The sequence below is a fragment of the Streptomyces sp. GESEQ-35 genome (genome assembly GCF_017948485.1).
Lineage (GTDB): Bacteria > Actinomycetota > Actinomycetes > Streptomycetales > Streptomycetaceae > Streptomyces.
In genome coordinates this window covers 33,094-46,507 of the sequence record NZ_JAFFSX010000003.1, presented here as the reverse complement: position 1 = coordinate 46,507, position 13,414 = coordinate 33,094, and the positions used below count along the sequence as shown (strand labels likewise).

Here is a 13,414-nt window from a genome sequence, read left to right as displayed (position 1 = left end):
GCGCGCCTCCGGTGCGGCTCCCAGGCCGATCAACGGGTGATCAGCTGCTGAGCATTGTTGTACATGATGTCGTCCTGGACGGAGTCGTCGAGGCCCTCCATCAGTTTCCAGTACTCCGCCGGGGCCGCGACGCCCTCCGCGTGCGGGTAGTCCGAGCCCATGACCAGCGACTCGTGGTACCCGAGCCGCGCCACCAGGCTCGGGATGTCGTCCTCCGGATACGGCACCACCCGTACGTGCCTGCGGAAGACCTTGCTGGGGCGCTCGTCGAGCTTCCCGCCGATCCAGGGGCCGTTGCGGCCCATGCCGCGGCTCTTGTCCATGTGCCGGACGAAGTGCGGCACCCACTCCGCGCCGAACTCCGAGACCAGGATGTTGATGTCGGGGAAGCGGCCGAAGAGGTTGTCGAAGATGAGCGCCGAGAGCGTCTCCTCGATCGGGCGCTGGCCGTACGTGTTCATCCACTGCCACGCCGACATCCGGAAGTGGATCGGGTTCGGCTCGAAGCCCCAGGCGGGCGCCACCTGCGAGTTGTAGTAGAACTCGCTGATGTGGTAACAGACGCTCGCCTTGGCCTCGTTGACCAGTTTCCAGAACGGGTCGAAGTACGGGTCGCCCGGCGAGCGGCCGTACACCGGTCCGGTCGGCAGCAGGATGAAGCGGGCGCCCTGCTCCAGGACGTACTCCAGCTCCTTGACCGCGCTGTCCAGGTCGCGCAGTGACAGCAGCGCGGGGGCGTAGATACGGCTCTGGTGGTCGAAGCCCCAGACCTCGTTCATGTACCGGTTGAACGAGTGGACGTTGGCGTACAGCGCCTCGGAGGACTTCACATACTCCTCGGCGACCAGGGCCCAGCCGCCCGGATACATGATGGTCTGGTCGACACCCTGCTCGTCCATGAGCGTCAGCCGGGCGTCGCGGTTCTGGTACGCCTCGTGCATCGGCTCGAACTGGTAGGTCTCCGCGGGATTGCCCGAGCCCATCGCCTTCAGCATCTCCTTGAGCGATCCGGGCCGGTACACCTGGCCGAACTCCGGCTCCAGGCATACGACGATCCGGTCGCCGGCGAGGATCACCTCACGGCCGTCCGGCAGGGTGATCGGGGCGACCGCCGTGCCGAGGAACTCCTTGGGGAGGTAGCGGGTGAAGGAGTCCCGCTCCTCGTACATGTGCTGGTCGCAGTCGAAGATCCGCTTGCGCTGATCGGTCATCGCCATCGCCTCCCGGCGCGTTGGGTTACGGGGTGAACATCAGGAGTTGGTGTGCCGGCGGGCGAGCCGCAGCCCTTCTTCGCGGCTGGGGGCGACGACCTCCCAGCTCTCGCAGGAGCAGGCGCAGACGTAGCTGCCGTCGTCCTGGGGGATCACCGACTGGGCCATGCAGCGGTTGCCGGAGCCGGCGACCTCGTGCAGGAACTCGGTCGGGGAGTCGTACATGACGTTGTCGGACATGGCGGCCTCAGGAGGTGGCGGCGGTGGGCAGCGGCGGCACCTCGGGGAAGAGTTCGGCGAAGGCGCCCACCGTGATGCGCTCGCGCAGGGCCGGGTCCACGCCGTCGAAGAGACCGTGCAGGGTCTCCTGGGTGTGGCCGAAGGTGCCCTCCATGTGGGGGTAGTCGCTGCCCCACATGACGTTGCGGTAGCCCATCGAGGAGGCGGCGGCCACCGCGGTGGCGTCGTGCTGGAAGGACGCGTACACCTGCGAGTAGATGATCTCGCGGGGCGAGCGCCTGAGCTTGGGGCGGACCATCTGGGCGTGCTGCCGGTAGCCCTCCTCGATCCGGTCGGCGATGAAGGGCACCCAGGTCGCGCCGCCCTCGGCGACCAGTACCTTCAGGGCCGGGTGCCGGTCCAGTGCGCCGGAGGCGACCATCTTGGTCACCGCGCGCTGGCCGCCGTAGGTCGTCTCGGTGTAGTTGAGCACCGCGCCGCCGGGGCCGCGGAAGACGACGCCGATCTGGCCGCCGGTGGCCATGTCGACCGGATCGGTGCCGATGTGGAAGGCGATCACGACGTTCGCCTCCTCGGCGAGCGCCCAGAAGGGCTCCCACACGTCGTGGTTGTAGTCCTTCTGCCTGGGGTGCGGGGCGGTCGGCAGGAACACCGCCCGGTAGCCCATGGCGGCGACCCGCTCCAGCTCGTGCACGGCGTCGTCGACGTCCAGGGTGGACACCTGGGCGGCCGGCACCAGGCGCGGCGTGGCCTGCGCGATGGTCTCCCAGGCCCAGTCGTTGCTGACCCGCAGTGCCTCGCGCAGCGCCTCGGGCGTACGGAACGAGGACGACCACATGCCCAGCGACGGGAAGACCAGCTCGCCCCAGACGCCCTCGTTGTCGAGGTCCTTCATCCGCAGGCCGATGTCCCGGGCGCCCGGCGCGCGATGCGTGGCCTCCATGAACTCCTGGACCTTCACCGGAGGCGTCGCACGACGGAAGGACATGCCGTCGATGTGGACCGTCTCCCAGGCACCGTCGGGGTCCTTCTCCGAGCGCGGCATCAGCTCGGCCAGATGTTTGGGGAGGTTGCTCCGCCAGAGGTCGTCCGGCTCCAGGAAGTGTGAGTCGGCCGAGTTGGCCCAGATCTTCTCCATCGTCGTTCTCCTTCGATCGACACGCCTGGAGGTGCGGGGCGGTGAAAATGCCATTTTCATGGTTGGCTCGGCCGGGGAGGCGTGTCAAGAGCCGTGCAGGCTCCAACCTGGAAGCGCATACGTGGCTAGACTGATGCCGTACGAGATCGGGATTTTCGTCAGAGACCAGAGATCAGACACCAGGGACCAGGGACCAGGGATTCAGAGAGTGGGGCGATGGCGGAGCAGGACCAGCGCGCGGAGCGGGCGCGCATCATCGAGGCGGCCCATCGCTGTCTGGCCTCCACGGGCGGGGCTTCCGTCTCGGTGGGCGACATCCTCGCGGAGACCGGGCTCGGCACCCGTGCCTTCTACCGGCACTTCGACTCCAAGGACGATCTGCTGCTCGCGATGTTCCGCCGCGACCACGACAAGGTCACCGCGGAGCTCCAAACGGCCATCGCGTCCGCGGACTCCCCCGAGGACGCTCTACGGCGCTATGTGCAGTGCAGGATGCGCCTGGTCTCGGAGAAGCGCCGACGGCAGCGGGTGCTCGTACTGACCTCGGAGGAGGTACGGCGAGCGCGTGGCTACGACGCCGAGTGGAACCGTGCGGCAGAGGGCCAGGAGGCGATCCTCGCGCTCATCGTGGAGCAGGGGCGCGACAGCGGTGACTTCCCGCTGGTCTCCGACGTCCGGGCGGACGCGCGAGCGATCGCTGCCGTGCTGCAGCGGGCCTTCGACGAGCAGATCCTCCGGCCGAGCACACAGAGCGCCGAGGAGGCGAGCGAGCAGGTCATCGACTTCGCGCTGCGTGCGCTCGGGGGCTCTGGTCGGGGCCTGTCCGGCGGATCAGGTCGCGGGAAGGCGGCGGTGACTGATCGGCACGGGTGAGTGCGGACGGCAGGGGAGCCGACGTCCGACGGCAACGCGGCAGCCGGGCGGCGTGCCGGGCCACTCACAGGGCCCGAATCGCCGTTGAGTGAGAAAATTGTCCGGAGTTCCATGGTGTCGAGAAGGCGTCGAAAGGGCTCCGATGGACCTGGACCTGGACGCTGTCGCCGACGAGCTGTACGGACTGCGGCCGGAGGACTTCACCGCCGCCCGCGACACCCGCGCGGCAGCAGCCCGTACGGCCGGGGACCGCGCCCTCGCGGAGCAGATCGGACAGCTGCGCCGCCCCAGCCTGTCGGCATGGGCAAGCAACCTCCTCGTACGCGAGCAGCCCGATCAGATCGAGCCCCTGCTCAGGCTCGGGGAGGCCCTGCGGCAGGCGCACCAGGACCTGGACGGGGCACAGTTGAGGACCCTCAGCCGCCAGCAGCGGGCCCTGATCGGCGCCCTGTCGAGGCAGGCCGGGCAGCTGGCCGCGCGGGCCGGCCACCCCATCAGCGAGGATGCGCAACGCGAGATCGAAAGCACCCTGCACACCGTCCTCGCCGATCCGGAGGCCGCCCGGGAATGGGCCAAGGGCCGGCTGGTCAGGCCCCTCACCGCCACGGTCGGTTTCCCCGCGGCCTCTCCGCCGGCCAAGCCACGCGCCGCCCCGGCCGCGAAGCCCGCTCCCGCCGACGAGCAGCGCCGCGAGCGGCTGGCCCGGGCTCGGAAAGGCGCCAAGGAAGCCGACCAGGAACTGCGCGCCCGGGAGAAGGAAGCCGCGGCCGCCACCCGCGACGCCGACAAGACCCGGAAACTGGCGGAGAAGCTCCAGCGCCACATGGACGAGCTGGCCGCCGAACTCAAACGCGTCCGAGTCGAGCACGAACAGGCGCGTACGGCCGAGCACAAGGCGCGCGAGGACGTACGACGCACCGAGCGCCGAGTCCGCGAAGCCGGACGCCACGCGGAGACCGCCGCGGCGAAGGTCGAACGGGCGGGCTGAGCGGGGCGGTTGGGTGGGTGGCCTGAGCCAAGCCTGAACGGCCGAGCCGAGTCAAGCGGAACGGACGGCACCGCGCCCTTCACCTGTCCCAGCCGGCGACCCAAGTCTCAGACGGCGTCCGGTGTCCCGGTCGGCGGGGGATGCTGCCACCGTAGGTCCGCCAACGCACGTGCCCGTGCCTCCACCACGGCCATCCGCGCCTCCCGCTCGGCGGGATCGGTATGCGAGGCCTGGCCCGTGACCTGGCCCTCCCACTTGCGGTACAGGAGCCCCACCTCGGCCGAAAACCACCCACGGCTCACGGAGTTGAGGGCGAGCAGCAGCCCGGTGTCCTCGGACGCCGGCAGGGCCATCCAGCCGCCCAGCGCGAGCAGCAGGTCACGCCGGACGAACAGCGTCGCCGGATGGACCTGGGCGCGGAAGGCGTTGGCCTTCCAGAAGTCGAGTACGGCTCCGCGCTCGACGGGCCCGTGGTCGGGGTCGCCGGGAAAGCCGGCCGTCGAGCCGTCCGGCAGCAGGTCCAGGGCGCGCGACGTCGCCCAGCCGATCGCCGGGTCGCGCTCCAGGGCCGCCAGGTCGCGGCCCAGCGTGCCGGGGGCGAGCTGGTCGTCGGCGTCGAGGATCTTCACGTAGTCGCCGTCGGCGTACGCGAGGGCCATCGTGCGCGCGACTCCGGGGCCGCCCGGCCGTCCCTGGCGGAAGGTCACACGGTCGTCGTCGGGGACGTGCGGGGCGACGGCGTCCGTGTGGCCGTCCTCCTGGATCACCCAGTGCCACTCCCAGCCGGCGGGCAACTCCTGTTCGCACAGCGACTTGTGCGCGTCCGCCAGGAACACGGCCGAGGGCGCGTGCACAGCGGTGACGACGACGATGCGCCCGCTCACGGCAGCGCTCACCACCTTTCCGGGGGAGTGGTGAGGACCGAGAACCCCGGCCCCCACGAAAAGACCCGACCGCTGGCGACGGGGGATGCACCAGCGATCGGGCTATGGCCAAGGCTAACAAGGCTGCGAGTGCTGTGGGAGGCGACTGCTCAGCCACACCGAGGCGGTGTGATCGGGATCACTTTCCGCAGGGGGGCTCGTACGACAGCCGGGGCAGGTATTCGTGCCACTTCTCCCTGGTCAGAACACCCCTGGTGACCGAGCAGATACGGTCGATCGCCTCGTCGACGTCCAGGTTCCACAGCCGGACCGTGTCGGAGCCGCTTGATACCCCGATCATGTGGCTGTTGGGGCTGAAGGACAGGAAGTTGCCCGTCTTGGCGTTGGGGCTCATCGACTGGCCGATGGGCGAGGCATCGGAAGGGTCGGCGACGTTCCACAGCCGGACGGTGTTGTCGTTGCCGCCGGTGGCGAGAGTGCGGCCGTCATGGCTGAAGGTGAGCGACACCAGCGCCTCGGTGTGGCCGGTCAGGGGGGAGCCCAGCAGGGTCGCCCCGCCGGGGTCGGTGACGTTCCACAGGCGGACGGTGTTGTCGTCGCTGCCGCTGGCCAGCGTATGGCCGTCCGGGCTGTAGGCGAGGGCGTTGATGGGGCCGAGGTGCCCGGTGAGCGGCTTGCCGCGCGGCGTCGCGTGGCTCGGGTCGCTGACGTTCCAGAGCCGGATGGTGATGTCGGCGCTGCCGCTGGCGAGGGTGCGTCCGTCGGGGCTGAACGCGAGGGCGTTGACGTACCCCTTGTGACCGGTCAGCGGCTTGCCGAGCCGGACCGGACGGGCCGGGTCGGAGGCGTCCCACAGCTGGATCGTGCGGTCGTCGTAGGCGCTGGCGAGGGTGCGGCCGTCCGGGCTGAAGGCCAGCGAGTCGGGGCCCGCGTACCGCGTGTGCAGCAGGACGGGACGGCCGTGGGCGACGGGGTGGGCGGGATCGGAGACGTTCCACAGCTGAAGCGTGTTGCGGACGCCCGTCAGGACGGCGAGGGTGCGGCCGTCGGGCGAGAACGCCATCAGCCTCAGGTCCTTCTCCCCGGTCGGGAACGGCTCGCCCAAGGCCACGGGCCGGTCGGGATCCGCCACGTTCCACAGCCGGACCTTGCTGTCGCCGCTTCCGGTGGCGAGGATCCGCCCGTCCCCGCGGAACGCCCCGATGCGGCCGATCATGTCCGACGTCGGGATCGACCACAGCCGGACCTTGCTGTCGCCGGTGCCGGTGGCGAGGGTGCGTCCGTCGGGGCTGAAGCCGAGGGCGTACATCTCCCCGCTGCTGCCCGCCAGCGGCATGCCGACCTGCGACGGGTACGCCGGATTGCGGACGTTCCACAGACTCGCCGTGCTGTCCGCGCTGCCGGCCGCGAGCATGCTCCCGTCCGGGCTGAAGGCCACGGACCACACGGGACCGGTGTGCCCGGTCAGCGGCGCGCCGAGCGCGGTCGCGTGGCCGCGGTCGCTGACGTCCCACAGCCGGACGGTGTTGTCCGAACTACCGCTGGCGAGGGTGTGGCCGTCGGGACTGAAGGCCACGGAGTGCACGGTGTCGGTATGGCCGGTCAGCGGCTTGCCGATCGGATCCGGACGGCGCGGATCGCGCATGTCCCACAGCGTGACCGTCCTGTCGTCGCCGCCCGCCGCCAGCGTCCGCCCGTCCGGGCTGAACGCCACCGAGCGCACGGGTGCGGAGTGGCCGGTCAGGGCGCCGAGCGTCGCCGGCCGCCGCGGGTCGCTCACATCCCACAGATGTACGGTCCCGTCCTCGTCGGCGGTGGCCAGTGTGCGCCCGTCCGGGCTGAAGGCGGTCAGGTAGATCGTGCCGTTGTGCCCGGCCAACGGCGCGCCGAGCGACCGCGGACGGCGCGGATCGCTCACGTCCCACAGCCGGACCACGCCGTCGTCCCCGGCGCTGACGAGGGTCTGCCCGTCGGGGCTGAAGACCGCGCTGCTCACCCAACTGGTGTGCCCGGTCAGGGGTTTGCCCACGGCCTTGGGGCGGGTCGGGTCCGACACGTCCCACAGGCGTACGGTCCGGTCGTAGCTGGCGGTGGCCAGGAGCCGTCCGTCCGGGCTGAACGTGGTGAGGTAGACGGCGCCGGTGTGGCCGAGCAGAGGTGTGGCCAGCGGTGCGTTGACGATCGAGATCAGCCGGTTGTTGGCGTCCTCGTCGCCCGACCGCAGACGGTGCGCCACCAGGGCGAGTTGGGCGGACAGCGACGGATCCGTGGACTGGACGCGATCGGCCTCGGCGAGCACCTGCGCGAACACCGCGTCGTCCCGCTGCTGCGTCGCGACGACCGCCCCGCCGACGGCTACCAGCGCCAGTACCACCAGCGCCGCCACCGCGCCGCGGCTGATCCAGACCACGCGCCTGCGCAAGCGCACCGCGGCGGCCAGGAAGTCCACCGCGCTGCGGGTCAGGAAGGTGTCACCGGAAGTCTTGGCCCAGGCGCGGGCCTGTTCCAGCCGGGAGCCCCGGTACAGCAGCGCCGTGTCGCGGTTCGAGCCCTCCCAGGACCTGCTGTCCTCCTCCAGCCGCTGGCGCAGCAGATGGTCGCTGCGGCCCTCGTCGATCCAGTCGCGCAGCCGCGGCCAGGCGTGCAGCAGCGCCTCATGGGTGATCTCCACGCTCCCCGCGTCGAGCGTCACCAAGCGGGCCTGAACCAGGGCTTCGAGCGACTCCTCCGTCTTGCCGGGGTCCGTCGACTCGTCCGCGAGCTGTCGCCGCGTCCCCCGCCGCCGTGTGGCCTGGGTGTCCTCGCCCAGCCGGACCAGCCGAAGCAGCAGCAGCCGCGCGGCCGTACGTGCCGCCGGGTCGAGGCTGGACCAGGCCCGCTCGGCGGTCGCCGCCACCGCGCCCTGGATACCGCCCGCCCCCCGGTAGCCGGCCAGCGTCAGCCGTCCCGACTTGCGTCGCTGCCAGGTGGCCAGCAGGGCGTGGGAGAGAAGCGGCAGCATCCCGGCGTCGTGCGCCCCCCGAGGGCCGTCGGCGCTCACCTCCCGGACGATCAGCTCCGCCAGCCCCGGCTCGAGTTCGAGACCCACGGCCTTGGCCGGTCCGGTCACCGCTTCACGCAGCTCTGTGGTGGTCAGCGGCCCGAGCACCATGTGCCGGTGCTGGAGCGCGTCGGCCAGCTCGGGATACGCGAGGCACTGCTCGTAGAAGTCGGCGCGAATGCCGAGGACGACGAGGACGGGGGCGGGGCCGTCGGGCTCGGGTGCACAGGCGGCATGCAGGAACTGGATGAACGTATGCCGGTCGGTGTCGTCGGAGCAGAGGGTGAATGTCTCCTCGAACTGGTCCACGATGATGACGGGGCGAGTGGGGGAGCAGGTCGTCGCCCATTGCGTGACGGCGTCCCGTACCGCCTGCGTGTCTGTCTCTGTCTCTGCCTCTGCCGCGGAGACGAGGGGCACGAGCTCGGGGATCCGCTCGGCCAGCTCGGCGAGCGGATTGCCCCCCGGCACCAGCTGCACCACTTCCCGCGCATCCTGCTCCAGGGCCGGCACCAGGCCGGCGTTCAGCAGGGAGGACTTGCCCGCACCGGAGGCGCCGACGAGCATGACCAGGCCGCCGCTCTCCTCCGCCGTGTGAAGCTGGGCCATGAGGGCATCGGTGCTCCGCTCCCGGCCGAAGAACCACCGGGCGTCCTGCTGCCTGTACGACGCGAGCCCCCGGTACGGACACACCCCACCGGGGACGGCCGCACCTTCGCCCGAAGGCCGCTCCTCCTCGTCTCCGGACACGGCGGCACGCTCGCCGATGGGATCGGCCACCGCCTGCTCCCAGATGCGCTGCCACTGACCCAGGTCGTACAGGCCTGTCGACACCGGCGTGGGCCGTGCGCGCCGCGCCTGCGGGATCAGGATGGACAGCACGGCGGCCAGGGCGGTGAAGTGGGCAGGCACGTTCTTCGCCCGTCGCCAGTCGCTGATCCGCTGAGCGGACACCCGCACGGGCCGTCCGCGTTCGTCGACCCGCTGAAGCTGTACGACCGCCTCGGCCACCCGCTTGAGCGGAGGGTTGCCGGCCTCCTTGTACAGCAGCGCAAGACGCTCCGCGAAGGCTGTGCGCGCCCCTGAGTCGGAACTCAAGGTGTCCACCCCTTACTTCCCTCGCTGCCGAACATCCGGACCGGAAAACTCACTTTATACAGCTGACCTGCGAGGAAGGACCGGACCGGACGCCGCAACCTCCTCGTCAGGAGCTCCAGATGGCAGGATCACGACGCAGTAGCGAACCGACTGCGCGCCGTTATGACAGGCCACCAGCCCAGTGCTCGGAGAGGCAGCCAATGACGCCGTACGTTCTCGGCCAGCTTCCGCCGAAGTTACGAGTCGGCGGTGTCGGACCCGTCCCAAGGCCTGAGAGATCCGTGGAGCCGGTCCCATCCGGACCGCTCATCGCCGACCACGGATCCCGCCCCGCCTCGGCCGGCGCCGCGTTGGCGCGGACCGAGGCCTCGCGCGTCGTCCGGTACCGGTCCCCACGTGGGGAGGGACCGGTTCCGGACGACGCGGCAACGGCCCACACAACACATCAGGCCCGTGTACTTCAGGATGCGAACTACAGGCGGGACGGTCGCTGAGGCCCGCTCGACCGGTCAGCAGTCCGAATACGAGCGCTCCGCCCGCGCCGAAGTTCGTGAACTGCTCATCGACGTTTGTCGTGATCACGTTCGACTCCGTCGACGACGAGGTCTGCGATCAACCCCCCGACGGGAAAGCCGGTCAGAACCGCAACCGGCCAGAGCCACATCCCACGCGCGGTACTCGTCCAGTCGCCCTGCGCCTCCATGGCCGTACCTCCTCCGGCGGGAAGTGACGGTCCCACGCCGGTCGCCGCCCGTCGCTGAGGGGAGAGGCCGGGTGGACGAGAGGCCGGCACCGCCGTGTGTCGGCGCATCGTCGGATCACACCCTTTTGACGACGATCGTGTCCGGTAGCAGCTCCTCCAGGTCGTCGACGTCCGAGGTGAAGACGGTGACCTGCCCCTTCTGCTGTCGCGCGATGACGGCGAGCGAGCACTGCGTCGATCGTTCTGCCGTCGTACGCCTCGACCAGGGGCATCGGCGACGTCACCACCTCGGCGTCAAAGTCCATGCCCGCGGCGCGCGCGAGGTCGATGCGGACCGGCAGCGTCCGCTCCTCGGGGTGGGACGGCGATTCCCATTGCGCGGGGCGATGCGACGATCAACGTCAGCGCTCCTCACTTCCACACCAGTGGGAGACGCGTTTCACATGATCTACCGTGGGCGGCAAGTACCAGAGTGGGTACGGAAGTTCCGCGACGGATGGCTGAGACGGGGGCTGTGGTGCGGACCGGATTTGTCGACCGCGTGGAGCACATGGACGAGCTGCGCTCGCTACTGGCGGACGTGACCACAGGGCGCGGTGGCCGGGCGCTCGTGGTCGACGGCGTCTCGGGCATGGGTAAGTCGGCGCTACTGCGGGCGTTCGAGGCTGAGGTCGCGGCCTCTCACGGGTCGGGCGTCGGACGAGCCGTATCCGTGCGGTGCCAGCCGTCGATCGGATCAGGGCTGCACTACGGAGTGATTGTCGAACTACTTCTACAGCTGGCCCGGGACCAGGAGTTCAAGCAGCCCGGGGTCTTCCGTCGGCTACTGAGCTTCACCGGTCAGGGCGTCGTCCGCTCTGCGCCGGAAGTGCTGTCCGCGATCGTGCCCGGCCTGGGTGCCCTGTTCACCCTGGGCAAGGAAGTCGCAGAGTCCTCCCTCGCTTCGGGATCGATGCCATTCGACAGCCTGCTGCCCTTCCAGCAGGGAGCGGCCGCGCAGATCGTGGACGCACTGCTGGACCTCGTTCGGCAGGGGCCGCCCACGGTCGTGCTCATCGACGACATCCAATACGGCGATCCCAGCAGCCTGCTGGTCCTCGACCGGTTGCTGCGGCGGCTGCCCGACGAGCCGATTGGCCTCGTGCTCGGCCACACCACGGACGGAGCCTACGTTGATGGCCCGGCTTCCACGGTCGAGGATCTGCTGCACGACTGGGCGAAGGACGGACTCCTGCGCCGACGGGTGCTGAACGGCCTGCCGCGGGACGCAGTCGCCGAGTTGGTGCGCTCCCGGCACCCGGAGGCCCCGCGGGCTCTGTCGGAACAGCTGAGCCGGCTGACCGCCGGCCACGCCGTCTTCGTCACCCTCTGCCTGGAGGAGTGGCGTCCGGAAGACGGGTCCGTCGTTGAACTGCCCAGCAGTCTGTCGCGCGTGGTGGAAGACCGTCTCCGGCTGCTCCCCGAGCCGGATCGCGAACTGCTCATGATCGGGTCGGCTCAGGGCGAGACGTTCCTGTCACGCACGGTTGCCGAGGTCAAGGGAGCACCGCACGACGAAGTGATGGAGCGGCTGCGGCTGATCGCCGCCCAGCACCGGCTGATCCTGCCGGAACAGCCTCCCGGGTGGGCGCGCTTGGACGCGTCCGACTGCTATCGGTTCGAGCACAACGCCTTGTGGGGCGTGGTGTACGGCCGGCAGACGCCTCAGCAGATGCGGTCCCGGCACGCCCGTATCGCGGCGGCGCTCACTTCTGAGGCACTGGACGGTATGCCGCTGGAACGCCGACTGGAGATTGCCCGCCATCTCCGCAGTGGTGGAACCGAGTGCCTGCTCGCGTCGGCCGAGGCGCACTATGGGCTGGCCCGGGACGCCGCGATGGAAGGACTGTCCTTCGCCGAGGCGGAGCGGCACTGCGAAGAAGTGATCAAGGCGGTCCGGGACCTGCCGAAGCAGGAGGAGAGCCGGGACCGGTGGCTCATCCAGGCCGTGGAACTGCTGCTGTCGCTGACGGAGGTGCGCTGGCGGGGCCAGCACCGGCCGGCCGGCGGCCCGGACATCGACGCCCTGGCCGCCGAGGCCGAGGCCGCGGCGAGCCGCTGTGGAACGCCTGAGCTGGCGATCCGTACGACGCTCCTGCGCGGCAAGACCCTGCTCGCGACCCAGGGACTGGTGCCGTCCCTGGACAAGCTCCGCGCGGCCGTGGAGCTGGCCGAGCAGCATGGTGACCCGGTCGCCCTCTTCGTGGCTCGGGTCGAATACGGGCGGCAGGTGTCCAAGCGGAGGCTCGCCGACGGTCTGACCCAGCTCCAGGAGGCGGAGCGCATGTACGCCTCCGATCCGCGTCTCGGCGGTACCGGTGACCCGGTGCTCCAGCATGCTCGCAACCTGGGAGAGATGCAGCTCGGCATCACTCTCTTCGACAGCGGACACCTCAGTGAGGCACTGACCAGGCTGAGCCGCTGCGTTCAGCGGCTGCGCGACGAGTCCTTGAAGGCCGAGCTGCCCATAGCGCTCAACTACCTGGCGCAGGTGCACATGGGCCTCGGCGCCTACGAGGAAGCCGAGGAGATCCTTCGCGAGGCTCTCGACTTCGAGGCGGGCCGCGGCGGCGACAGCGGCTGGCACGCCTACAACAAGGCGCTGCTCGCTCACCTCCTCGTGCAGCAGCCGACGCGGCGCGATCATGCCCTGGAGCTGATCGCTGACGCGTGGGCGGAGACAGAGCGGACCTGGCTGGCCAACCTCGTCCCCATCGTCCGCAACCTGTACGCCGAGATCCTGCTTCTTGCTGCTGACGAGTCCGGAGAATTCCTGGATCAGGCCGACCGCCTGGCGGTGGCCACCTGTGTCGAGACCCGGCGCAGCGGCATGATCCGCAGCGAGATCGCCGCACATTCCCTGCGCAGCCGCATCCTGCTCCGGAAAGGCGACACGGTCGGAGCCCAGGATCAGGCCCGCCGGGCCGTGCGCATCCTGGACGAGGTCGGGGACATGCCCGCTCTCCGTACGGAGGAGGTCCTGTACTTCTCCGCAGTCGTCCAGACCGCCGCAGGAGTGCCGGAGGAAGCGCACGCACTCCTCGAGCGAGCCCGGCGCGAGGTCGCTCGCAAGGCGGAGAAGATCACCGGCGACGTGTCGCCCGACCGGTTCCTCACGCGGGTCCCTCTCAACAACGCCATCCTCCAGGGTGCAGGGGACGACCAGTGACCAGGGCGGACGGCCGAGGAAGGGTTCTGAC

Annotated in this window: 8 protein-coding genes; 3 read left to right on the top strand and 5 right to left on the bottom strand. The window is 70.1% G+C overall.

Features of this window, described 5'->3' with window-relative positions; all coding sequences use genetic code 11:
- Nucleotides 1–29: 29 nt before the first annotated feature.
- The 3 genes from KCH87_RS07150 to KCH87_RS07140 are packed head-to-tail and all read right to left on the bottom strand — an operon-like array spanning nucleotide 30 to nucleotide 2,589.
- The gene (locus tag KCH87_RS07150; RefSeq protein ID WP_210585054.1) at nucleotides 30–1,211 is read right to left on the bottom strand and encodes an amidohydrolase family protein; all 1,182 of its coding nucleotides are present in this window, start codon (nucleotides 1,209–1,211) and stop codon (nucleotides 30–32) included.
- A 39-nt stretch (nucleotides 1,212–1,250) separates the two neighbouring features.
- A complete protein-coding gene (locus tag KCH87_RS07145) occupies nucleotides 1,251–1,451 on the bottom strand; it encodes a hypothetical protein (protein ID WP_210585053.1) in 201 nt (66 codons plus the stop codon).
- A 7-nt stretch (nucleotides 1,452–1,458) separates the two neighbouring features.
- Nucleotides 1,459–2,589: an amidohydrolase family protein gene (locus KCH87_RS07140; protein ID WP_210585052.1), complete on the bottom strand. Its 1,131-nt coding sequence runs from the start codon at nucleotides 2,587–2,589 to the stop codon at nucleotides 1,459–1,461.
- 216 nt (nucleotides 2,590–2,805) lie between these two features.
- Between KCH87_RS07140 and KCH87_RS07135 the strand changes: the two genes are divergently transcribed.
- Together KCH87_RS07135 and KCH87_RS07130 are read left to right on the top strand one after the other, a co-directional pair.
- The gene (locus tag KCH87_RS07135) at nucleotides 2,806–3,462 is read left to right on the top strand and encodes a TetR/AcrR family transcriptional regulator (RefSeq protein WP_210585051.1); all 657 of its coding nucleotides are present in this window, start codon (nucleotides 2,806–2,808) and stop codon (nucleotides 3,460–3,462) included.
- Nucleotides 3,463–3,604: 142 nt separating this feature from the next.
- The gene (locus tag KCH87_RS07130; RefSeq protein WP_247195864.1) at nucleotides 3,605–4,450 is read left to right on the top strand and encodes a hypothetical protein; all 846 of its coding nucleotides are present in this window, start codon (nucleotides 3,605–3,607) and stop codon (nucleotides 4,448–4,450) included.
- A 107-nt stretch (nucleotides 4,451–4,557) separates the two neighbouring features.
- On the opposite strand, the gene KCH87_RS07125 is transcribed toward KCH87_RS07130, so the two are convergent.
- Both KCH87_RS07125 and KCH87_RS07120 read right to left on the bottom strand, forming a co-directional pair.
- Entirely contained in the window at nucleotides 4,558–5,346 is a 789-nt protein-coding gene (locus KCH87_RS07125; RefSeq protein WP_374198971.1) for a glycosyltransferase family 2 protein, read from the bottom strand.
- 166 nt (nucleotides 5,347–5,512) lie between these two features.
- A complete protein-coding gene (locus tag KCH87_RS07120) occupies nucleotides 5,513–9,481 on the bottom strand; it encodes an AAA family ATPase (protein ID WP_210585049.1) in 3,969 nt (1,322 codons plus the stop codon).
- Nucleotides 9,482–10,671: 1,190 nt separating this feature from the next.
- Between KCH87_RS07120 and KCH87_RS07115 the strand changes: the two genes are divergently transcribed.
- Nucleotides 10,672–13,383 (top strand): AAA family ATPase, encoded by a 2,712-nt coding sequence (locus tag KCH87_RS07115; RefSeq protein ID WP_210585048.1) that lies wholly within the window; start codon nucleotides 10,672–10,674, stop codon nucleotides 13,381–13,383.
- Nucleotides 13,384–13,414 lie beyond the last annotated feature (31 nt).